Genomic DNA, 21,178 nt, shown 5'->3' on the forward strand with positions numbered 1-21,178 from the left:
GTGAAATGAATTTATTAGAAATTAAAAACTTACACACTTACTTTGAAACTAAAAGAGGCCTTATTAAGGCTGTATATGGGGTAAATCTAGCTATTGAAAAAGGAAAAACTCTTGGTGTAGTAGGAGAATCTGGATCTGGAAAGAGCCAAACTGCTATGTCAATTTTAAAGCTTTTTGAAAAGAACCAAAAAATCTACGAAGGTGAAATTATCTTCGATGGCGAGCACGTAGAAAATATGAACAATAAGCAAATGGAACACATTAGAGGTAATGAAATCTCAATGATTTTCCAAGAGCCTATGACCTCATTAAACCCTGTATTTACTGTTGAAAGACAACTTAACGAAGCCTTTATGCTTCATCAAGATATGACTAAGGCTGAAGCTACAGCTGAGTCACTAAAAATGTTAGAGCTTGTTAAAATTCCTAACCCAGAAGTTGTTATAAAGCAATATCCTTTTGAACTTTCTGGTGGTATGAACCAAAGGGTTATGATTGCTATGGCCCTAGCTTGTAAGCCAAAGCTATTAATAGCTGACGAACCTACAACAGCCCTAGACGTAACTATTCAAGCTCAAATTCTTAAACTAATGAATGACCTTAAGAGAGACTTAGGTACTTCAATTATGTTTATTACTCACGACTTAGGAGTAATTAACCAAATGGCAGACGATGTTGCTGTTATGTATTGTGGCCAAGTAGTAGAGATTGCACCTGTTTCTTATATCTTTAAAGAAGGTACAACTAAATACTCTCACCCATATACTGAAGGACTATTAAAATCTATTCCTTCTGTAACATCAGATAAAAACCAGAGACTGGAAACCATTCCAGGATCAGTTCCACATCCACTTGATATCCCACCTGGATGTAGGTTTGCTGCTCGTTGCCCATATGCAACACAAAAATGTATTGATGAAATGCCAGAGATCAAAAAGGTTTCTGACGTTCAAGAAATTAGATGTCATTATCCAGAAAAGGGGGTAAGATCTAATGGAAGATAGAAAAGTACTATTTAAGATTCAAAACTTAAAAAAATACTTCCCAATTAAGAAAAAATGGTTTACTGATAGACAACAATACGTTCATGCCAACGAAAATATTTCCTTAAACATTTATGAAGGTGAAACTCTTGGCCTAGTAGGAGAGTCTGGATCAGGTAAATCAACATTTGGAAGAACCATTATCCAACTTCACTCCCAAACTGAAGGTAATACCCTTTATTATGGAAACACAGTTGAAAACTTTGCTCCAGAATATATAGGAAAAATGATCGATAAGATTCCAAGTCTTTATCCAGCCTATAAAGATGCTCTTAAAGAACTTGATGACCTATATGCAGCTAGGGACAAAGAAGAAGACGATGACAAGAGATATGAAATTGAAGATAAGTTAATGTACAAGAGAAGAGAAATCCAAAACAAATACCTAGCCATGGTTAGACATGCAGGTGGACTTCTTCTTCACAAAGACTTAAATAAAGTTTCTAAAGTCTTAAAAGAACAATTTTCAGTAAACAAAAAATACGCAGAAACTCTAGAAGACATTAATCTATTAGACTTAAAACTTAATGATTCAGAATATGCAAAGAAAAAAGATAAACTTCAAAGCGAAAGAGATGCCCTTGCTAATAAGTTAGTTGAAATAGAAAAACAATTAGCTGAAGAAAACAAAAAGGTTGCAGCTGTTAAAGCAGAAGTTGAAAAATCTGAAGAATTTGATAGACTAGAAAGCCAACTTGATGATGGTATTGACTTATCAAACCTAACAGAAAAGGAAATGAGAAGACTTAGAAAAGACCTTCAAATTATTTTCCAAGACCCATATTCTTCATTAGACACTAAATTTACTGTAGGTAATATTATCGGTGAAGGAGTTATGGCCCATGATATGTTTAAGTCTCATAACTCAGAAGGCTATGACGAATATATTAAGTCAGTAATGAACCAATGTGGTCTTTCTGACTACTTTATTCACAGGTATCCTCACCAATTCTCAGGTGGACAAAGACAAAGAATCGGTATTGCTAGAGCCTTGGCCCTACAACCTAAATTTATAGTTTGTGACGAGTCAGTTTCTGCTCTAGACGTATCTATTCAATCTCAAGTAATAAACTTGTTACAAGACCTAAGAGTAAAGAACAACTTAACTTACTTGTTTATTACTCACGACTTATCTGTAGTAAAATATATTTCAGATAGAATTGCAGTAATGTATTTAGGAAATGTAGTAGAACTTGCTGATACTGAAAAGATTTTCGATGAACCACTTCATCCATATACTTCAGCCCTACTAAATGCTATTCCTAGAACTGACGTTGATTCTAACCAAACTCTTTCTATCCTAGAAGGTGACGTTCCATCAGCTGTTAATCCACCTGAAGGATGTAGGTTCCACACTAGATGCAAGTACTGCTTCGATAGGTGTGAACAATTTGAACCACCTCTACACGAATGGGAAAAAGATCACTTTGTTGCTTGTCACTTAATGGACATGGAAGAAAGTGAAAGAGAAAAATATATGACAAAGATTGACCAAGAAGAAGAAAAGAGACTAAGAGAACAAGAAGAAGCTCTAAGCCATGTTGCTAAAGACTTTCAAGTATAAGACTTATATTAGTTAGGAGGAAGGCAGATGTTTAAAAAACCCATGGACAATCTTGAAGGTCTTTCAGAAGATGAAATTCAAGAAAAACTAGATAAGATTAGAGAACATGAGTTTACAAAAAAAGAAGAAAGAGAATTAATTCTCGCTGCTCTTAAGACCTTCCTACCTGCAGCTCTAGGAGTAGTCTTAATATTCGTTCTTATATTAAAACTCTTACTCTTATGGTTATCATAAAAATATAACTGGAGGCTAGATGCGGCCTCCAGTTTTTTACATAAAAATCCAAGGAGGAAAAATGAAAAATATAGCAGCATTTTTTGATATAGATGGAACAATTTTTAGAGACTCACTAATGACCAGAAACTTTAAAAAACTTTTACAGTATGAAATTATTTCTAATAAAACCTATTATAGCAAGGTTTATGACATAGAAAAAAATTGGGCCAAGAGATATGGAGAGTATGATGACTATATAACAACTATATCCACTATATATGCAGAAAACTTAAAGGGCATTAACATGGACTTTTTAAATTTTATTGCCGACCAGACAATTGAATCATCTTATGAAGATATTTACAAATATTCAAGAGATAGACTTGCCTACCACAAGGACCAAGGACATTTAATATTTTTTATTTCAGGTTCCCCTGACTTTTTAGTTTCAAGGATGGCGAAAAAATATTATGCAACTGACTACAGGGGCACAGTTTATATTCCAGATGAAAACAATAACTTTTCTGGAGAAATTTCAAAAATGTGGAATTCAGAAAACAAATATCTGGCCATGCAAGAACTATTAGAAAAATATGACATTGATTTAGACAAGTCCTATGCCTATGGAGATACAATTGGCGACCTATCAATGCTAAGTCTAGTTGGAAATCCAATTGCAATAAATCCAACAAAGGAACTGTTAAAGGCAATAAATTCTGAAGATGATTTAAGAAAAAAAGCTCAAATTGCAGTTGAAAGAAAAAATATAGTCTACAGCCTAAGGGCAGATGTAGAAATTTTAGATTTATAAACATTTCATACAAGGAGGATTCTTATGATAAAAATATCTTATGAAGAAAATAATAAAAGATCAGTAGCCTATGATGGGGACTTAGAAGTTGGAGAATGTACCTACAAGGAAGAAGATGGACTTTGGATAGTTGATCACACTTTTGTTAAAGAAAGCCATAGGGGCCAAGGTCTTGCACAAAAGTTATTTAAAGAATTAATTGACCAAGCAAGAAAGAAAAATATTAAAATTATGCCCCTTTGTTCTTTTGCGGTAAAGGAATTTGAGAGAAATGAATCTTACGCAGATGTTTTAAAAAAATAAAAAAGCTTCTTGAAATATTATTTATTCGTGTTATAATAAGTATATCTCATTGAGAGCGATGGAGGGAATGGGCCCTATGAAATCCGGCAACCTATTTAAGGTGCTAAATCCCACAGACGATAGTCTGAAAGATGAGTTATAAAGTTGTTTTGAAACTGCTCTTCTTTCAGGGCAGTTTTTTTAATTTTAAGGAGGAAATTATGACTAAATGGTTATTTTCATCTGAATCAGTTACAGAAGGTCATCCAGACAAGGTCTGTGACCAAATTTCAGATGCAATCTTAGATGCAATTTTAGAACAAGACGAAGACGCAAGAGTTGCCTGCGAAACTATGGTTTCTACAGGCATGGTAGTTATAACTGGCGAAATTTCAACTTCAGCCTATGTAGACTTTCAAGAAATTGTAAGAAATACTGTTAAAGAAATTGGATACACCAGAGCAAAATATGGCTTTGATGGAGAAACTTGTGCAGTTCTTTCTTCAATAAAAGAACAATCTCCAGATATTGCCATGGGAGTTGATAGAGACCATGAAGAAGAATTAGATTCAATTGGAGCTGGAGACCAAGGTATAATGTTTGGCTATGCTTGTAATGAAACAGAAGAGCTTATGCCTCTACCAATTTCATTGGCCCACAAATTATCAAAGAGACTAGCAACAGTTAGAAAAGAAGGAATCTTAGATTATCTAAGACCAGATGGCAAAAGCCAAGTTACAGTTGAATATGAAGATGGAGTAGCTAAGAGACTTGAAAACATTGTTATCTCAACCCAACACGAAGATTCAATTGACCTAGAAACATTAAGAGCAGATATTAAAAAACACGTTATTCTTCCAGTAGTTGGCGAAGACTTAATTGACGAAAACACAAAAATCTACATTAACCCAACAGGAAGATTTGTCGTTGGTGGACCAATGGGAGATGCTGGTCTAACAGGAAGAAAAATTATTGTGGACACCTATGGCGGTTATGCCCGTCACGGCGGTGGAGCCTTCTCAGGCAAGGACCCAACAAAGGTAGACAGGTCTGCTTCTTATGCAGCTAGATATGTAGCAAAGAACATTGTTGCTGCAGGTCTTGCTGACAAGTGTGAAGTTGGCCTATCTTATGCAATTGGAGTTGCCAAACCTCTTTCAATTTATGTAGACACTTTTGGAACTTCTAAGTTTTCAAATGGAGAAATTGAAGACTTTGTAAACAAGGTTTTCGACCTAAGACCAGCTGCAATAATTAGAGATCTTGACCTAAGAAAACCAATTTACAAAAAAACAGCTGCCTATGGTCACTTCGGTAGAGAAGACCTAGGAGTAAGATGGGAAGAAACAGACAAGGTTGATGAATTAAAAAAATTAGCAGGACTATAAAAATTTTGTGCAGGGAGACCTGCACTTTTTTATGTCTGTAACATTTTTGATAAGAATTTTTTATAACTATAGCCTATAATAACTAAAAGAGGTGGCTTATGAAAAAAATTTATTTTGTCCTAGCATTTTTATTAGTTCTAACTTCTTGTAAGACTAACAAGGTAGACCAAGAAGCTAAAATACAAGAAGCTAGTGAAAACACAGAAATAGAAAAGCAAATTGAAACTGGAGGCCAGGAGAATAAAAGTCCAGACCCGGAAACTAAAACTCAAGATCAAAGCAAGATGCAAACAATAAAAATTAAATCTGGGCCAGACTTAGCCTATGAAAAAATTTCTGTAGACCTTGTAAGCAGTGACTTAGACCTTATTCCATTAGACTTAAATGAAAAGGGTCAAGACTTAGTCATAGAGGCCTTAAAGTCCTTAGAAGAAATAGCAAATGAGGAAGCAGACCATTTTGCCGAAGACTTAGAAGAGGGAGCTTTAAAAATTAATCTTTCAGACTCTTCTTATCTATCAATTCTCAATGGCACAAACTACGATGGTTACTATTACTATCTTTATTATGAAGATGACAAGGCCCAAAGGTATTTTCGTAGCGAAAATAATTTAAAGGATGATCTTTTAGAAGCAATTTTTTTAGGTCAGCTTTTAGACCAAGGTCTTATAGACGAAAAAATTCCCTATGAAGACTATGGCCAAATAAAAATCAACGCCCTTAATCCTGTTGCAGAATTTTTTGAAGGAGACACTTATTCTGTAGTTGGCTCTTATGAATGCTATTACTACAGTCTTGACCAAGGGATTTTTGAAAACACTGCAGGATCTGTAGATACCTTTCAAATTTCATACAAGTTAGACCAAGGTTCTTATAAGTTTTCATCTTATAGAGACTCTTCTATGGGATCTTATGAAAACACTTTAAGAGAATTCTCTAGAGGCTTTAATGACTTGGCCATAGAGCTGTCTAATAAAAGAAAGCCAGATGAACAAATCTTCCAAAGGATTTATAAAAAGGCCTCAGACCTTGGCCTAGAAAATTTTGTCCATGAAATAGACAAGATTCCAGGCTATGAAGATGGAGTTATTTTTATAGACGATACAGAAGAAGTTCCAAAGGACTCAGTATTAATTGCCAAGGAAGATGAATATAAGGCAGCCCTTGGTCGTCTAGGCAAGGAAAATTGGACCTATGTTGAGGGATTAATTTATTACAAGCCTTGTGAGATTGCTATAAAAACGATAATTGATGACTTTGAAGGAGCAAAATAATAAGATATGGAAAACTTAAAAAAATTTGGTCATATACTAATTAGACTTCTTGTCTTAGTCTTAATGTTCTTTCTTTCAATATTTATATTTGAAAAAATTAAGGCCTTAGATAGCTTTATAGATTTAACTGGAAATTTATTTCTTTGCCTGCCAGTTTTTCTAACTTATTTTATCTTTAAAGATTACAAACGATATGATTTGAGGCTAAAAGACAAGAAGGCTTTAAAAAACTTTGGCTTTGGATCTCTTATAGGAATACTCTCAATGACCCTAGTCTTTATAGGAGATGTATTATTAAAGAGGATAGAAGTTGTAGGGATTCAAAATGCCTTTGCGTCTCAAGGCTTTTATAAATATTTAATTCTAATGTTAGGCGTAGGTATAGGCGAGGAAATGCTATCAAGAGGCTATATGCAAAATATGGTCAGCCACTTTTCAAATAGGTATTTAGGTATCCTCTTGCCAGGTCTTGTTTTTGCAGCCTTGCATTTTTTCAACCCAGGAGCCTTAAATAATCCACTGCCAGCTATAAATCTCTTTTTAGTTTCTATAGTCTTTGCTCTTTTGACCCTTTACGAGTCCTTGTGGGCGGCAATTGGCTATCACTTTACTTGGAACATTTTCCAAGGGGGAGTTTTTGCCATGAGCGTATCAGGAACAGGCCAAGCTGCTAATACACTTTTTGTCATTAATGTTATTAATCCTGATTTAGTCTATGGAGGAGACTTTGGTCCAGAAGGCGGCCTTTTAGTAACAGGAGTTCTACTTGCGGCTATAATATTTTTATATGCTAAATACGGAAAAGACAAGGAAATAAAATAAGAGAGGGAAATTTTTATTCTCTCTCTTTTTTCGTATTCACGATTTTTAATTTTCTATTGATTTCTCCAATGACAGAAAGCTTATCTGCTGACCAAAGGGGAGCAACTAACTTATTTTTATCTCCGTCGCCAGTTATTCTATGGACGACAATGTCATCATTTAAAAGACCCAGGGCCTGAACGACCAAGTCAGTGTATTGGTCTTTGGTTAAAATAGTAAAGTCATCTTCTAAATATTTTTTATAAAGGACAGAGTCATTTTGAATATAGAGGGAGTGGATTTTTATGCCAAAGGCTCCAGATTCATTTAAATAGTTAATTGATACTAGCATATCTTTTTCGTCTTCGCCAGGCAGGCCAAAAATTACATGGAGGAGGAATTTAATCTTTCTCTTTCGCAAGATCTTTAGTTTTTGGTCCAAATATTTATGGGAGTAGCCACGATTTATATAATCTATGGTTTCTTCCTTAACACTTTGCATGCCAATTTCAATCCAAAGGTCTGTAAGCTTTGAAAGTTCTTCTAGAAGGTCGAGAATTTCATCAGAAAGGCAGTCAGCTCTAGTAGCAATAGCCAGACCGACAATTTCAGGATCATCTAAGACCTGGTAATAAATTTTACGTAAAATATCAACTGGGCCATAGGTGTTAGTAAAGGCTTGAAAGTAGGCGACAAACTTGCTTACTTTCCATTTATTTTTTGCAACTTTCTTTTGCCTTTCAATTTGGTCCCTTATGCTAAGACCAGAATTTGTAAAGTCTCCAGAGCCTTTTTCTGAACAAAATATACAGCCAGCAGTTGAAAGAGTTCCGTCTCTATTTGGACAGGAAAAGCCACCGTCTAGGCTAAGTTTGCCAACTTTTTCTCCATATTTATTTTTAAAGTATTGGTTGAGAGAGTAATATCTTTCCATGGTATTTTTAAACTAATTCCTTTCAAGGTCATTTGAATCAAGCTTTAATATACTATAATAAATATTAAGAAGACAGGCAAGAATAAAATTAAAAAGGAGAGACCTATGAAAAAAATTTCAAAGATATTTAATAACCTTGTATCCAGTATCCTCTTTACTTTTACTTGTTTCTTAGTATTTGATTTTATATTTTTTAAATTCTTTTCCGCAGGAGCTAGTCAAATTGGCAGTCTAACTTATGGACAAGTTTTTATAAGACTTATTTCAGCTGGACTCCTTGGAGGAGCAATTTATTTTGTAGAAAAAAACAGACAAAAAAACTAGTAGGGAAAATCCTACTAGTTATTTTTTTCTAAAAGACAAACTGCAGAGGCTGAGGCTCCTAACTTTTCTCCAACAAAGCCTAGGCCTTCACTTGTAGTTGCCTTTATTGATATTTGATTTTCTTCCACTTCTAAAATCTTTGCAAGTTTTTCCTGCATAAGGGGAATATATTTTCCAATTTTAGGCTCTTCTAAGGCTACAACTGAATCTATATTTCCAATTTTATAGCCCTTGTCTTTAATTAAAGCATAAACTCTTTTTAAAAGTTGGCAAGAGTCTATATCCTTGTAGGCCATATCTGTGTCAGGGAAGTGCTTGCCAATGTCGCCTAGGGCCAAAGCTCCTAACATCGAGTCCATTATTGCATGGACGAGAACGTCAGCATCTGAATGGCCGAGAAGTCCTAATGAGTGAGGGACTTCAATTCCTCCGATTATTAACTTTCTATTTTCAGCAAACTTGTGGACGTCATAACCAAATCCTATTCTCATTTTTCCTCCATTAGCATCTTTGCAAAAAGCAAATCTTCTTTAGTTGTAATTTTTATATTTTTATAGCTGCCAGCGATTAAGTGAACTTCTTCATCTAAAAATTCTAAATAAGACGAGTCATCTGTTGGACTAACTTTTCCAAAAAAGTCTTCGTAGGCCTTGAGGATAAGGTCAGTTTTAAAGGTCTGAGGAGTTTGAACTTGATAAAGCTTGTCCCTATTAGGCGTCATTTGGACTATATTATTTTCTGCAAACTTTATTGTGTCCTTGACCTTGACTGCAGCAATGCCCGACCCAAATTCACTTGCGCTAGCAAGAGACTTTAAAATAATTTCGCGATCTACTAGGGGCCTGGCTCCGTCATGGCAGACTACTAAATCTGATTTTGCATCCAAGGCTTGAAGGCCAAGATAGCTAGTTTCTTCTCTGCTAGATCCGCCTAAAACCACCTTGAGATTTTTAAAATCCTTATAGCGGGCCTTATAAGTTTCTAAAAGTTCTTTACTAGTTAGTAAAATTATCTGGTCAAAGACTTCCATACTTGTAAACACTTCAACTGTATATGAAATAAGTGGCTTATTATTTATTTCTAATTCTAATTTTGGAATCCCAGCTCCCATACGGCTTCCAGATCCTGCAGCAGTTATAATTGCTGACACAAATTTGTCTTTATACACTTTTTCCGTCCTGCTTAAATCTAAGTTTAGTAATAAGTTCATCCACTTCTAAGTCAACCATGTCATAGGTTATTAGCTGGTCTTTTTTTACATCAACTTTTAGTTTTGTTCCTGATGTAATTAAGGCTATAGGAAGTAGGTCTCTTTCCATAGCGTCTTCGTGGGAGGTTAGAGATCCGTAAACATAGTCTGAGCCAATTCCATGAAGAAGATCTCCAGCTTTCATGTCACACTTGGCGTGGGCAACTGTGTCACAAACTTGGCCCTTATAAGGGGCGAGACTTGCTTCTTTTTTTACTACTGCCTTATAAATTGATACAGGAGTTTCTAGTGAACAAAGGTGGAAGGGTCTGTATAAAATATAGTTTGGTCCCTGGCCCATACCTAAATATTTTAAGGTATCTGCTTCTTCCTTGGACCTTGCGCGAATTACTACATAAACTCCAGGGGCAATGCCGTGGACATAGTCAAGGGTGTTAAAGGAAGATAGAAGTCCACCTTCTTCTTTTAATTTTAACTTGTCAGCAAGGTCTTTTATATCAGCAGTAATTCCATGGCAGCCAAAGACATCTGGCTTAAAGCCTAGGGCGTTACCAACTGCATTTAACTCAATCATCGTATTAGTTGCATCTACAAAAGAGGTTAGAGACTTTTCGCAAAGGTCTTTTTCTCTTGCTTTCTCTCTTAGACTTTCGTTAGTTGCGTGGATGTCTTTAGGATTATTTTTTCCCTTACCACAGGCGACTAGGTCAAAGCCTAGGCCTAGGGCATATTCTGCCAGCTCTATAATGGCAGCAGGTTCGTCTCCAGCAGCTCCAGTATAGACAACTCCATTTTCCTGGGCCAACTTATAAAGACTTGGGCCAACAACTGAATCACATTCTACATTTAGCATGATAATGTGTTTTTTATTTTTTATTGTTTGGTAGGCAACTTGGGCCCCGTACTGAGGATTTCCAGTTGCTTCAACTACAGCTTGGATAGAAGGAGAGGAGATGGCAACAGCAAAGTCGTCTGTTATAGCATACTTGTTTTCTGCCAGAGCCCTTTCAAAATCAGAAGCCTCATAGACTTTTACTATGTCTTCTTCTTTAATACCTAAGTAGACTAGGGCCTTGTAGGCCTTTTCAATATGCCTATTAACTATTAAAGAAGGTCTCATTCCCTTCATGGCAAGAAGCCTATCAACAAGACTTCTGCCCATTTTTCCTATCCCAACAACTGCAATCTGGATAGGTTTATTTTTAATTTCTAATTCTTCTAAAGTGTTTCTCATTTCAAACATATAATCACCTTAAATCATTTGGCTTTTAAATACATACTTGTACTTGTCCTTAATCAATTCATAAGCCTGGTCTCTTTTTTCTTCATTTGCAAAGCCAGCAAAAATACTTGGACCAGATCCGCTCATTAAAGAAAAGTCTGCTCCTAAACCCAGAAGAGAAGCTTTTATTTTACTAAGTTCAGGATAAATAGAAAAAGTAACTTCCTCCATTGAATTGTAAAGATTGTCTTTAAAAATTTTATAAGCATTAATATTTTCTACTAAATAGGAAATCCTGCCAGAGCTATAAGAATTAATTCTCTTATAAACTTCAGCTGAGGATACAGGCCTTCCTATATTTACTATAAGTAGGGGAACATTCTTTATTGGATTTAGTTCAGTAATTTTATCTCCAATGCCTTGGGCTCTAACTAGGCCATCAAAAAAGAAAAAACTTGAGTCAGCTCCTAAGGGCTTGGCTAGGTCTTTTAACTGATCATTTGAAAAATTCAAATCCCAAATGTCATTTAAGGCCTTCATAGTCTCCACGCCATCTGAAGTTCCACCTGCCAGACCTGCTGCAAGGGGAATATTTTTTTCTAGCTCAATCTTTATGCCAGGATTTTCCCTTGTAAATTCTTTCATTATAGACCAGGCCTTGTAGATGAGATTAGATTCATCTAGGGGAAGGTCTTTGTTGTCAGAAAAAATAATTATATCATTAGTTGATGTTTTTTCAAAAGAAAGTCTATCAAAAACATCAATCCTAGTCATAAGAGTGTCTATATTATGGTAGGAATCAGGTCTTTTCCCAATAACTTCTAGAGATAAATTAATTTTGCCATAGGCCTTAGCCTCAAACATTTTTGCCTCCTATTTATCGTTTATCGATAAATACTATATCATATAAGCAGGTAAATGTATATTAAAAATTTAAGAAAAAAAGCCAAAATCAAAGAAATTTCACAAAACTTTCTTTAAAAGAAAAATTATTTGAAGAAAATCACAAAAAGAAAAAAACTAGACAAATAAAAAAAGTGAAATAAAAATTTCAGATTTTTAGTTTTTATATTTGCTTAATAAAAATTCTAGGCTAAGAATTTATTTTAAATTAATAATCCCAAGAGGGTCAAAGATTTAACTAAAGATAAAAAAATGAAAGTATAAGGGAATTGTTTTTATTTTTGCTTTGATATTAAGAGACTTTTAGTCTCAAGATTAAAATTAAATTTTAGGCTAAATTTTTTGATTTTAAAAATTTCTGTGTTATAATATAGACATCATGAAGTATTATGAAATAAAAAGTTCAAATTTATTTAGGAGGTTCTCATGGGAAAGACAATCGTATTAGGAGTAATTGGTTCTGATGCTCACGCAGTTGGAAACAAAATCCTAGATCACACTTTAACAAAAGCAGGATATAATGTTGTAAACATTGGTGTATTATCTTCACAAGAAGACTTTATCAATGCAGCAATTGAAACAAAGGCTGAAGCTATTTTAGTTTCTTCACTTTATGGCCAAGGTGAACTTGACTGTAAGGGACTAAGAGAAAAATGCGAAGAAGCTGGTTTAGACGACATTAAATTATTTGTTGGAGGAAACATAGTAGTTGGTAAACAAAACTGGGAAGACGTTGAAAAAAGATTCCTAGACATGGGCTTTGACCACGTTTACAAACCAGGTACAGCTGTAGAGGTTACAATAGAAGACCTTAAAAAAGAACTAGGGGAATAGTATGAATTGCTATATGTTTATTGACTTCGGATCTACATTTACTAAGCTTACCTTAGTAGATATAGATAACGAAGAGATTTTAGCAACAGACAAGTCTTATACAACAGTAGAAACAGATGTTACTATAGGTTATGAAAAGGCTTTAAACAAGCTAAAAGAAAAAGTTGATTTTGACAAAATTAATATTGTAAAAACAACTGCTTGCTCTTCGGCGGCAGGTGGATTAAAGGTAGTTGCCATTGGCTTAGTAACTGAACTTACTGCTGAAGCTGCAAAGAGAACAGCATTAGGGGCAGGAGCAAGAATAATTAAAACCTATAGTTTCAAAATGAATGACTCTGAAACTTTAGAAATTAAAAATTCTAAAATAGATATGATTCTCCTTGCAGGAGGAACTGACGGCGGCAACACAGATGCAATAATTCACAACGCTCAGATGATCAGTAAACATCAAATTCAAGTTCCTGTTGTAGTTGCTGGAAACAAAAGTGCTGTAGATGAAGTATCAAAGATTTTTGACGAAGGAAACATTGAATACCACGTTACAGAAAATGTAATGCCTCATCTTAACCATATTAATGTAGAGCCAGCAAGGGAAACAATAAGAAATATCTTTATGGAAAATATTGTCAAGGCCAAGGGTATGGAAAGAATTTCTGAATTTATTGACGGAATTGCTATGCCAACACCTGCTTCAGTATTAAGAGCTGCCAGAGTTCTATCTGAAGGCTCAGAAAATGAAGATGGCCTAGGAGACCTAGTTGTCTTAGATATTGGTGGAGCTACTACAGACGTTCACTCAATAGCTGACGGTCTACCTACAAAACCAGGAGTTTCTATGAGGGGACTTGAAGAACCATTTGCTAAGAGAACTGTAGAAGGAGACCTTGGAATGAGGTATTCTGCAACTGCAGTTTATGAAGCAGCAGGTTTAAGGCTAGTAAAGAAGTTTATCGACGTTGACAAATACGACAGTGTTGAAGATGAGTTTCAAATGAGATTTGACCACACTGACTTTGTCTCTACAGATGAACTAGAAAAAGAATTCGACCTAGGTATGGCGAAAATCTGTACCTACTTATCTATGGGCAGACATGCTGGAACAGTTGAGATGGTTTACTCTCCAATGGGCCCAGTATACAATCAAGAGGGCAAGGACCTATCTGAGGTAAAATATCTAATAGGTACTGGTGGAGTAATTATTAACAATGAAAAACCAGAAGCGATTCTAAAAGAAGGTTTATTTACAATGGATGAACCAAATTCTCTTAGACCAGCAAACCCAAAACTTTTAGTAGATAAAAGCTATATCCTATCATCAATGGGCTTACTTTCAATGATTGACAAGGACTTAGCTATAAGATTGCTTAAGAAATATTTAGTAGAAATTTAGGAGAAAAAACATGGATTTAAAATTTAAAAAATGGACTGACGAAGAATTCTTCAAAATGAGAGAAGAAGTTCTTCAAACTTGGCCAACAGGAAAAGACGTTGACTTACAAGAAGCTGTAGATTATTTAAAGCAAATTCCAGACGAAAAAAACTTTGCAAAAAAACTTGTTAAGGCTAAAGAAATGGGCGTTACAATGGCTCAACCTAGAGCAGGGGTTGCTTTAATTAACGAGCACATTGAACTATTAAGATATTTACAAGATGAAGGTGGAGCTGACTTTTTACCTTCAACTATTGACGCATATACAAGACAAAATAGATATGAAGAATGTGAAAGAGGAATTAAAGAATCTCAAGCAGCAGGTAGATCCCTATTAAATGGTTTCCCAGCTGTTAACCACGGTGTTAAAGGCTGTAGACAAGTTCTAGAAGCTGTTAACCTTCCTCTACAATTAAGACATGGTACTCCAGACTCAAGACTACTTGCTGAAATTGGTCACGCTGGTGGTTATACTTCTAACGAAGGTGGAGCAATTTCTTATAACATTCCTTATGCAAAAAGCGTTTCTGTAGAAAAATCTATTATTGACTGGCAATACTGTGACAGACTAGTAGGTTTCTACGAAGAAAACGGAGTAGCTATAAACAGAGAGCCATTTGGACCACTAACTGGTACACTTGTTCCTCCATCAACTGCAGTAGCAGTAGCTATACTAGAAGCCCTACTTGCTGCAGAACAAGGAGTTAAAAACATTACAGTTGGTTACGGCCAATGCGGTAACTTATTACAAGACGTTGCTGCAGTAAGAGCTCTTGAAGAACAAACTGAAGAATATTTAAAAGAATATGGCTACAATGACATAGACCTTACTACTGTATTCCACCAATGGATGGGTGGCTTCCCAGAAGACGAATCAAAGGCTTTTGGTGTAATTTCATTAGGATCAGCAGCAGCAGCTTTAGCTGGAGCAACAAAAGTTATTGTTAAAACTCCTCACGAAGCTATTGGTATTCCTACAAAAGAAGCTAACGCAGCAGGTATTAAGGCAACAAAAATGGTTCTTAACCTTCTTGAAGGTCAAAGATATGCAGAAGCTGAAGCTTTAAGAAACGAAATTAACGTTATTAAAGCAGAAGTAAAATGCATGCTGGATGAAACATTAAAACTTGGTAAAGGTGACTGGGCAGTAGGAACTGTTAAGGCTTTTGAAACAGGAGTAATTGACATTCCATTTGGACCATCAGTTTACAATGCAGGTAAGATGTTACCAGCAAGAGATAACAAAGGATTTATCAGATATTTAGAATTTGGAAACATTCCTTTCACTAAGGAACTTAAAGACTTCAACCACGCAGCCCTACAAGAAAGAGCTGACTTTGAAGGAAGAGCTATTGAATTCCAAATGACAATAGATGATATATTTGCAGTAAGTAGAGGAAAATTAGTAGGTAGACCTGAATAATTTTCACTCAAACTAAGGAAATTTTAGGAGGATAAAAGAAAATGAAAATTAAAAAAGTATTATGCTCACCAGGACTAACAGGTTTCTATTTTGATGACCAAAAGGCCATTAAACAAGGTGCTGGCCATGATGGATTATTCTACGTTGGAGACGCTGTAACACCAGGATTTACAAGCATAAGACAAGCTGGAGAAAGTATTTCAGTTCAACTTATACTTGAAGATGGTCAAGTTGCATTTGGCGATTGCGCAGCAGTTCAATATTCAGGAGCAGGCGGACGTGATCCACTATTTTTAGCTGAAGATTTTATTCCAGTAATTGAAAATGAAATCGCTCCAAAATTAGAAGGCAGAGAACTTACTAGCTTTAAAGAACTAGCTGAAGAGTTTGACCACTTCCAACATGATGGAAAGAGACTTCACACTGCTATTAGATATGGTATTACTCAAGCAATACTAGATGCAGTAGCAAAATCAAAACACATTACAATGGCTGAAGTTATCCATGACGAATACAAGGTAAGCACTCCAATTGAAAGAGTAGCTATCTTTACTCAATCTGGTGACGACAGATACGACAATGCTGACAAGATGATTATTAAAGGCGCTGACGTTCTTCCTCACGGATTATTTAACAACGTTGAAGAAAAACTTGGTAAAAACGGTGAAAAACTTAAAGACTATGTAGCTTGGTTAAGAGATAGAATTAACAAGTACAAGACTTATGAAGACTACAAACCAGTTCTACACATTGACGTTTATGGAACTATTGGTGAAGCATTTGATAACGACACTATGAAAATGGCTGACTATCTAGAAGAACTAGAAGAAATTGCTGCTCCATACCATCTAAGAATAGAAGGACCTATGGATGTTGGCGAAAGACAAGCTCAACTAGAAGCTATGGCAGCTTTAACTAAAGAAATAAACAAGAGAAATATTAACGTTGAATTAGTTGCTGACGAATGGTGTAACACTTTCGAAGACGTTAAAGACTTCGTAGATAATGGTGCTGGCCACATGATCCAAGTTAAGACTCCTGACCTAGGTGGAATTAACAATGCTGTAGAAGCTATTCTTTATTGTAAAGACAATAATGTAGGAGCTTATTGCGGTGGAACATGTAACGAAACTAACAGATCTGCAGAAATTCTAACTAACATCGGTATGGCTTGCGGTGCTAAACAAGTACTTGCAAAACCAGGTATGGGTGTTGACGAAGGTCTAATGATTGTTAACAACGAAATGAATAGAGTTTTAGCTAGAATAAAATACAGAGGCTAATATAAATATTTGAATACTAAATAATATAATTCAGAGAGCTCAGCCTTTCTGAATTATATTTTTATAAACTTATAAGGGGTAAATATGAAGACAGTACATGTAAACGATATTACTAAAGAAGTTAAAAGAATGTGTATAGAAGCTGCTTATTTCTTACCAGAAGACGTAAGAAGAGCACTTGAAAACGCTAGAGAAAATGACGATTGGCAACTTTCAAAAGAAATTCTAGATCAAATTCTTTTAAATGGAGAAATTGCTAGAACTGAAGAAGTAGCTTATTGCCAAGACACTGGTATGGTAGTTGCATTTGTAGATATTGGCCAAGACGTTCACATTGAAGGTGGATATATTGAAGATGCTATTAACGAAGGTGTTAGACAAGGATACGAAGAAGGCTTTTTAAGAAAGTCAGTTGTATCTGACCCTATAGAAAGAGTGAACACTAAAGACAACACTCCAGCAGTTATTAACTACAAGGTCGTTCCAGGAGATGAACTTAAAATTACAATTGCTGCTAAAGGTTTTGGTTCAGAAAACATGTCTAGACTTACTATGTTAAGACCAGCTGATGGACTTGAAGGAGTTAAAAAATTCATCCTTGAAACTGTAGAACTAGCAGGACCAAACCCATGTCCTCCAATTATTGTAGGTGTAGGTATTGGTGGAACTTTTGATAGAGCTGCAGCTTTAGCAAAGAGAGTTCTTATGAGATCTCTTGACGACTATAACGAAAATGCTTTCTATGCAGACTTAGAAAAAGAACTTGAAGGAAAAATTGCCGATTTAGGAATTGGACCTCAAGGATTTGGTGGAAAGACAACTGCTTTAAGAGTTATGATAGACACTTATCCAACTCACATAGCTGGACTTCCAGTTGCAGTTAATATCCAATGCCACGCTGCTAGACACAAAGAAGTTATATTTTAAGGAGGAATAAAATAATGGCTATAAAATTACACACTCCACTAACTGACGACCAATTAAAAGATTTAAAACCAGGCGACAACGTAGAAATTACTGGTACTATTTATACAGGAAGAGACGCTGCCCACAAGAGATTTGTCGAACTATTAGAACAAGGAAAAGAACTTCCTATAGACGTTAAAGGTTCAGTAATGTATTATGTTGGACCAGCTCCAGCAAAGGGAGACAGACCAATAGGTTCTGCAGGCCCAACAACTTCATATAGAATGGACCCATTTACACCACAACTTTTAGACCTAGGCCTAAAGGGAATGATTGGAAAAGGAAAGAGAGACCAAGCAGTTAAAGACTCTATTGTAAAAAATGGAGCAGTTTATTTTGCTGCAATAGGCGGAGCTGCTGCAGTAATTGCAAAATCAGTTAAGACTGCTGAAATAGTTTGCTACGAAGACTTAGGAGCAGAAGCTGTAAGAAAACTTTATGTTGAAGACTTCCCATGTACTGTAGTAGTAGACACTAAGGGAAATGACCTTTACCAAACAGGTCGAAAGGAGTATTTAGATTGGAAAAATACCAAATAGTAAAACCAGCCAGAGCTGGTTCTGCTGAATCAAATGATTGTCTAGTAATCGTTTCACCTTATGAAGATTTAGAAATCGAAATTTCTAGTGAAGTATCAAAACAATATGGATCTGAAATTGAAAGAGTTGTAAAAGAAACTCTAAACGACCTAGGCGTAGACAAGGCACAAGTAAAACTTGAAGACAAGGGAGCGCTAGACTTTACAATAAGAGCTAGGGTAGAAGCTGCTGTAAAAAGGGGGGCTAAATAATTATGTATAAATCAATGTTATTTATGCCTGGTAACAACCCTGGCATGCTATTTTCTTCATCAGTTTTAGGTGCTGATGCAATAATTATCGACCTAGAAGACGCAGTATCTCAAGGAGAAAAAGACGCTGCTAGAATTCTAGTTAGAGAATACCTAAACAACTTTGAAAATCCAACTGACGTTTTAGTAAGAGTTAACCCAACAGACACTCCATACTTCTATGACGATATGGAAATGCTAATGGATGTTAAGCACTTAGACGCAATTATGCTACCAAAGGCATCAGTTGAATCAGTTAAAGCCATAGACAAATTTTTAAATGAAAAGAATTCTGACAAAAAAGTTTTCTGTCTAATTGAAACTGCCATGGGAGTTGAAGACTCACTAAATATTTTATCTGCATCAGATAGAATTATTGGAGTACTACTAGGAGCAGAAGACTTGACACTTGACTTAGGCGCAGAAAGAACTAAGGCATCTGAAGAAATTAGATATTCAAGACAAAAAATCGTTGCAGTATCAAAGGCCGTAGAAATCCAAGCAATTGATACACCATTTACAGATACTGACGATATTGAAGGCCTAAAGAAGGACACAGAATTTGCAAAATCTATGGGAATGACAGGTAAGGCTGCAATTTCTCCTAGACACGTCCAATATATAAACGATATATTCTCTCCAACTGACCAAGAAGTTGAACATGCTGTTAGAGTATGCGAAGGTGCCATTGATGCAAAAGTCAAAGGCCTTGGCGCTTGGTCCTTAGATGGAAAGATGGTTGACGCTCCAATTATTAAGAGAGCAGTAAACCTACTAAGATCTACACCATACTTTAAGGAGGAATATAATGACTTACTTTAATACAAGGCTAGAAGACGTAAAGCTTTTAAACAAAGAAGACTATCCTGAAAAGGGCCATAAAGAAACAAAAATGAGACAAGACCTTGATGAGCTAATAAAAGAACTAAAGATCAAAGACGGATCAAGTATATCCTTCCACCATCATCTTAGAAATGGTGACAGAGTTTTAGTTCAAGTTATGAAGGCCATCCAAAAAACTGGAGCCAAAGATCTTACTTTAGTAGCATCATCAATTTTCCCATCAATGGCTGATATAGTTGAATTACTTGAAGATGGAACTATAACTAATGTAGTAACATCATATATATCAGGACCAGTTGGAGAAGCAATTTCTAAGGGCAAACTAAAGGGCTCAATTATAATGCAATCTCACGGCGGAAGAGCTAGAGCAATTCTTGCTGACGAAGTGCCAATTGACTATGCCTTTATAGCAGCTCCATCATCAGACGAAAAGGGAAATATTTCAGGAGTAAACGGAATTAACTCTTGTGGAGCAATGGGCTATGCAATTGCAGACGCTATTAAGGGAAAGACTACAATAGCAGTAACTGACTTTGTAACAGCTTATCCAAACTACCCAGCAGATATAACTGAAGATTATATTGACTACGTTCTACAAGTAGAATCAATAGGAGAAAAAGCTGGAATAGTTTCAGGAACAACAATGATTACAAAAGACCCAGTTGGCCTAAAAATTGCCCAAGACACTCTTAAGGCAATGATAGCTACAGGTCTAGTAAAAGACGGCCTATCCTTCCAAACAGGAGCAGGTGGAATTTCTCTAGCAGTAGCTGACTACCTAAGAGACTATATGATTGAAAATGAAATCAAAGGCTCTTTTGCATCAGGTGGAATAACAGGCTACTTAGTAGACATGTTAGAAGAAGGCTTATTTGAAGCCCTATTTGATGTTCAATGCTTTGACCTAAAGGCAGTTGAATCAATAGGAAAAAATAAAAACCACCTAAGAATGAGCGGATCTCAATATGGTAACCCAGATGTTTCATGTGTAGTTGATAACCTAGACATAGTAATTCTAGGAGCAACAGAAATTGATACAGACTTTAACGTAAACGTAACAACAGGATCTCACGGTATGTTAATGGGAGGCTCAGGTGGCCACCAAGACACAGCCTTTGGAGCTAAAGTTTCAATAATTGTATCAAAACTATTCTCATCTAGAATACCATTTATAAAAGACAGGGTAGATGTAATAACAACTCCAGGAAATACAGTTGATATCTTAGTAACAGAAAGAGGAATTTCAATTAACCCTCTAAGAACTGACCTTATAGAAAAATTCAAAGCAGCAAAAGTTCCAACAATAGATATTAACGATCTTAAAAAATATGCAGAAGAAGTAATGGGAGTTCCTAAAAAAATCGAAAAGACAGATAGAATTATAGGACTTTCTCAATCAAGAACTGGAGATATCTTAGACTATATCTACCAAGTAAAATAAGATAAGAATTAAAGCTAGCGTTAGAAAAATCTGACGCTAGTTTTTTTATAAACTTAAAAGCATAGATAGAAAAAATACTTATAAAAAAGCCATTTACTATATTTTATAAATATAAGACCACAAAAAACAGTTTTTGTTATATAATAAAAGCAGACT

23 protein-coding genes and 1 riboswitch are annotated in these 21,178 nt (G+C 35.5%); of the genes, 18 read left to right on the top strand and 5 right to left on the bottom strand.

From position 1 onward, the window contains the following. Window positions 1-5 precede the first annotated feature (5 nt). The 8 genes from BN2667_RS02855 to BN2667_RS02890 all read left to right on the top strand — a co-directional run bounded on the left by BN2667_RS02855 (window position 6) and on the right by BN2667_RS02890 (window position 7,400). Window positions 6-1,004, top strand: a complete 999-nt coding sequence (locus BN2667_RS02855) for an ABC transporter ATP-binding protein (protein WP_054251812.1) — start codon at window positions 6-8, stop codon at window positions 1,002-1,004. Beyond that, complete coding sequence (locus tag BN2667_RS02860; RefSeq protein ID WP_054251813.1) at window positions 994-2,607, top strand: oligopeptide/dipeptide ABC transporter ATP-binding protein; 1,614 nt, start codon at window positions 994-996, stop codon at window positions 2,605-2,607. The genes BN2667_RS02855 and BN2667_RS02860 overlap by 11 nt, the downstream gene beginning before the upstream one ends. Before the next feature lie 27 nt (window positions 2,608-2,634). Continuing rightward, window positions 2,635-2,841 (top strand): hypothetical protein, encoded by a 207-nt coding sequence (locus BN2667_RS02865; RefSeq protein ID WP_054251814.1) that lies wholly within the window; start codon window positions 2,635-2,637, stop codon window positions 2,839-2,841. A gap of 61 nt (window positions 2,842-2,902) precedes the next feature. Beyond that, a complete protein-coding gene (locus BN2667_RS02870; RefSeq protein ID WP_054252153.1) occupies window positions 2,903-3,634 on the top strand; it encodes an HAD family hydrolase in 732 nt (243 codons plus the stop codon). 24 nt (window positions 3,635-3,658) lie between these two features. Beyond that, entirely contained in the window at window positions 3,659-3,937 is a 279-nt protein-coding gene (locus BN2667_RS02875; protein WP_054251815.1) for a GNAT family N-acetyltransferase, read from the top strand. A gap of 43 nt (window positions 3,938-3,980) precedes the next feature. Beyond that, a riboswitch (SAM riboswitch) is annotated at window positions 3,981-4,075 on the top strand. A 62-nt stretch (window positions 4,076-4,137) separates the two neighbouring features. After that, entirely contained in the window at window positions 4,138-5,304 is a 1,167-nt protein-coding gene (gene metK / locus BN2667_RS02880) for a methionine adenosyltransferase (RefSeq protein WP_054251816.1), read from the top strand. Window positions 5,305-5,402: 98 nt separating this feature from the next. Then, entirely contained in the window at window positions 5,403-6,578 is a 1,176-nt protein-coding gene (locus tag BN2667_RS02885; RefSeq protein WP_054251817.1) for a hypothetical protein, read from the top strand. Window positions 6,579-6,584: 6 nt separating this feature from the next. Next, the gene (locus tag BN2667_RS02890; protein ID WP_054251818.1) at window positions 6,585-7,400 is read left to right on the top strand and encodes a CPBP family intramembrane glutamic endopeptidase; all 816 of its coding nucleotides are present in this window, start codon (window positions 6,585-6,587) and stop codon (window positions 7,398-7,400) included. 13 nt (window positions 7,401-7,413) lie between these two features. On the opposite strand, the gene mnmL is transcribed toward BN2667_RS02890, so the two are convergent. Beyond that, window positions 7,414-8,313, bottom strand: coding sequence for a tRNA modification radical SAM protein MnmL/YtqA (gene mnmL, locus BN2667_RS02895; RefSeq protein WP_054251819.1), 900 nt, complete (start codon window positions 8,311-8,313; stop codon window positions 7,414-7,416). 105 nt (window positions 8,314-8,418) lie between these two features. Here mnmL and BN2667_RS02900 point away from each other — a divergent pair, with 105 nt between their 5' ends. Next, window positions 8,419-8,637 carry a hypothetical protein gene (locus BN2667_RS02900; protein ID WP_054251820.1) on the top strand — a complete coding sequence of 73 codons (219 nt, stop codon included), beginning with the start codon at window positions 8,419-8,421 and terminating at the stop codon, window positions 8,635-8,637. Between the two features lie 14 nt (window positions 8,638-8,651). Here BN2667_RS02900 and ispF read toward each other — a convergent pair whose 3' ends face one another. The 4 genes from ispF to ispE are packed head-to-tail and all read right to left on the bottom strand — an operon-like array spanning window position 8,652 to window position 11,933. Further along, window positions 8,652-9,128, bottom strand: a complete 477-nt coding sequence (gene ispF, locus BN2667_RS02905) for a 2-C-methyl-D-erythritol 2,4-cyclodiphosphate synthase (protein WP_054251821.1) — start codon at window positions 9,126-9,128, stop codon at window positions 8,652-8,654. Continuing rightward, window positions 9,125-9,805: a 2-C-methyl-D-erythritol 4-phosphate cytidylyltransferase gene (gene ispD, locus BN2667_RS02910; RefSeq protein ID WP_162200274.1), complete on the bottom strand. Its 681-nt coding sequence runs from the start codon at window positions 9,803-9,805 to the stop codon at window positions 9,125-9,127. Before ispD ends, ispF begins: the two co-directional genes overlap by 4 nt. Continuing rightward, window positions 9,798-11,090 carry an NAD(P)H-dependent oxidoreductase gene (locus BN2667_RS02915; RefSeq protein ID WP_054251823.1) on the bottom strand — a complete coding sequence of 431 codons (1,293 nt, stop codon included), beginning with the start codon at window positions 11,088-11,090 and terminating at the stop codon, window positions 9,798-9,800. Before BN2667_RS02915 ends, ispD begins: the two co-directional genes overlap by 8 nt. A 9-nt stretch (window positions 11,091-11,099) precedes the next feature. Beyond that, entirely contained in the window at window positions 11,100-11,933 is an 834-nt protein-coding gene (ispE, locus tag BN2667_RS02920) for a 4-(cytidine 5'-diphospho)-2-C-methyl-D-erythritol kinase (RefSeq protein WP_054251824.1), read from the bottom strand. Window positions 11,934-12,398: 465 nt separating this feature from the next. On the opposite strand from ispE, the gene glmS reads away from it, so the two are divergent. From glmS to citF, 9 genes are all read left to right on the top strand, one after another. Beyond that, complete coding sequence (glmS, locus tag BN2667_RS02925) at window positions 12,399-12,806, top strand: methylaspartate mutase subunit S (RefSeq protein ID WP_054251825.1); 408 nt, start codon at window positions 12,399-12,401, stop codon at window positions 12,804-12,806. A gap of 1 nt (window position 12,807) precedes the next feature. Next, window positions 12,808-14,199, top strand: coding sequence for a methylaspartate mutase accessory protein GlmL (glmL, locus tag BN2667_RS02930; RefSeq protein ID WP_054251826.1), 1,392 nt, complete (start codon window positions 12,808-12,810; stop codon window positions 14,197-14,199). Between the two features lie 10 nt (window positions 14,200-14,209). Continuing rightward, window positions 14,210-15,661, top strand: coding sequence for a methylaspartate mutase subunit E (locus BN2667_RS02935; RefSeq protein ID WP_054251827.1), 1,452 nt, complete (start codon window positions 14,210-14,212; stop codon window positions 15,659-15,661). A 41-nt stretch (window positions 15,662-15,702) separates the two neighbouring features. After that, window positions 15,703-16,944: a methylaspartate ammonia-lyase gene (locus tag BN2667_RS02940; protein WP_054251828.1), complete on the top strand. Its 1,242-nt coding sequence runs from the start codon at window positions 15,703-15,705 to the stop codon at window positions 16,942-16,944. Between the two features lie 84 nt (window positions 16,945-17,028). Then, window positions 17,029-17,871, top strand: coding sequence for a fumarate hydratase (locus tag BN2667_RS02945; RefSeq protein ID WP_054251829.1), 843 nt, complete (start codon window positions 17,029-17,031; stop codon window positions 17,869-17,871). Window positions 17,872-17,885: 14 nt separating this feature from the next. After that, window positions 17,886-18,449: a Fe-S-containing hydro-lyase gene (locus BN2667_RS02950; protein ID WP_054251830.1), complete on the top strand. Its 564-nt coding sequence runs from the start codon at window positions 17,886-17,888 to the stop codon at window positions 18,447-18,449. Further along, window positions 18,431-18,700, top strand: a complete 270-nt coding sequence (citD, locus tag BN2667_RS02955) for a citrate lyase acyl carrier protein (protein WP_054251831.1) — start codon at window positions 18,431-18,433, stop codon at window positions 18,698-18,700. Before BN2667_RS02950 ends, citD begins: the two co-directional genes overlap by 19 nt. 2 nt (window positions 18,701-18,702) lie before the next feature. Beyond that, entirely contained in the window at window positions 18,703-19,560 is an 858-nt protein-coding gene (locus BN2667_RS02960; RefSeq protein WP_054251832.1) for an HpcH/HpaI aldolase/citrate lyase family protein, read from the top strand. Beyond that, complete coding sequence (citF, locus tag BN2667_RS02965) at window positions 19,547-21,022, top strand: citrate lyase subunit alpha (protein WP_054251833.1); 1,476 nt, start codon at window positions 19,547-19,549, stop codon at window positions 21,020-21,022. The genes BN2667_RS02960 and citF overlap by 14 nt, the downstream gene beginning before the upstream one ends. The last annotated feature ends 156 nt before the right edge of the window (window positions 21,023-21,178 follow it).

Origin of the sequence: Neofamilia massiliensis, from assembly GCF_001299475.1 — a bacterium.
Lineage (GTDB): Bacteria > Bacillota > Clostridia > Tissierellales > Peptoniphilaceae > Neofamilia > Neofamilia massiliensis.

What these genes read in the sequence shown, in the direction of transcription:
- BN2667_RS02875 (WP_054251815.1), top strand. Translation starts at nt 3,659, where the DNA reads ATGATAAAAATATCTTATGAAGAAAATAATAAAAGATCAGTAGCCTAT.
- BN2667_RS02915 (WP_054251823.1), bottom strand. Translation starts at nt 11,090, where the DNA reads ATGTTTGAAATGAGAAACACTTTAGAAGAATTAGAAATTAAAAATAAA.
- BN2667_RS02940 (WP_054251828.1), top strand. Translation starts at nt 15,703, where the DNA reads ATGAAAATTAAAAAAGTATTATGCTCACCAGGACTAACAGGTTTCTAT.
- BN2667_RS02950 (WP_054251830.1), top strand. Translation starts at nt 17,886, where the DNA reads ATGGCTATAAAATTACACACTCCACTAACTGACGACCAATTAAAAGAT.
- glmS (WP_054251825.1), top strand. Translation starts at nt 12,399, where the DNA reads ATGGGAAAGACAATCGTATTAGGAGTAATTGGTTCTGATGCTCACGCA.
- metK (WP_054251816.1), top strand. Translation starts at nt 4,138, where the DNA reads ATGACTAAATGGTTATTTTCATCTGAATCAGTTACAGAAGGTCATCCA.
- BN2667_RS02870 (WP_054252153.1), top strand. Translation starts at nt 2,903, where the DNA reads ATGAAAAATATAGCAGCATTTTTTGATATAGATGGAACAATTTTTAGA.
- BN2667_RS02900 (WP_054251820.1), top strand. Translation starts at nt 8,419, where the DNA reads ATGAAAAAAATTTCAAAGATATTTAATAACCTTGTATCCAGTATCCTC.
- BN2667_RS02855 (WP_054251812.1), top strand. Translation starts at nt 6, where the DNA reads ATGAATTTATTAGAAATTAAAAACTTACACACTTACTTTGAAACTAAA.
- BN2667_RS02960 (WP_054251832.1), top strand. Translation starts at nt 18,703, where the DNA reads ATGTATAAATCAATGTTATTTATGCCTGGTAACAACCCTGGCATGCTA.
- BN2667_RS02945 (WP_054251829.1), top strand. Translation starts at nt 17,029, where the DNA reads ATGAAGACAGTACATGTAAACGATATTACTAAAGAAGTTAAAAGAATG.
- ispE (WP_054251824.1), bottom strand. Translation starts at nt 11,933, where the DNA reads ATGTTTGAGGCTAAGGCCTATGGCAAAATTAATTTATCTCTAGAAGTT.
- BN2667_RS02885 (WP_054251817.1), top strand. Translation starts at nt 5,403, where the DNA reads ATGAAAAAAATTTATTTTGTCCTAGCATTTTTATTAGTTCTAACTTCT.
- BN2667_RS02935 (WP_054251827.1), top strand. Translation starts at nt 14,210, where the DNA reads ATGGATTTAAAATTTAAAAAATGGACTGACGAAGAATTCTTCAAAATG.
- BN2667_RS02860 (WP_054251813.1), top strand. Translation starts at nt 994, where the DNA reads ATGGAAGATAGAAAAGTACTATTTAAGATTCAAAACTTAAAAAAATAC.
- mnmL (WP_054251819.1), bottom strand. Translation starts at nt 8,313, where the DNA reads ATGGAAAGATATTACTCTCTCAACCAATACTTTAAAAATAAATATGGA.
- BN2667_RS02890 (WP_054251818.1), top strand. Translation starts at nt 6,585, where the DNA reads ATGGAAAACTTAAAAAAATTTGGTCATATACTAATTAGACTTCTTGTC.
- citF (WP_054251833.1), top strand. Translation starts at nt 19,547, where the DNA reads ATGACTTACTTTAATACAAGGCTAGAAGACGTAAAGCTTTTAAACAAA.
- BN2667_RS02865 (WP_054251814.1), top strand. Translation starts at nt 2,635, where the DNA reads ATGTTTAAAAAACCCATGGACAATCTTGAAGGTCTTTCAGAAGATGAA.
- ispF (WP_054251821.1), bottom strand. Translation starts at nt 9,128, where the DNA reads ATGAGAATAGGATTTGGTTATGACGTCCACAAGTTTGCTGAAAATAGA.
- glmL (WP_054251826.1), top strand. Translation starts at nt 12,808, where the DNA reads ATGAATTGCTATATGTTTATTGACTTCGGATCTACATTTACTAAGCTT.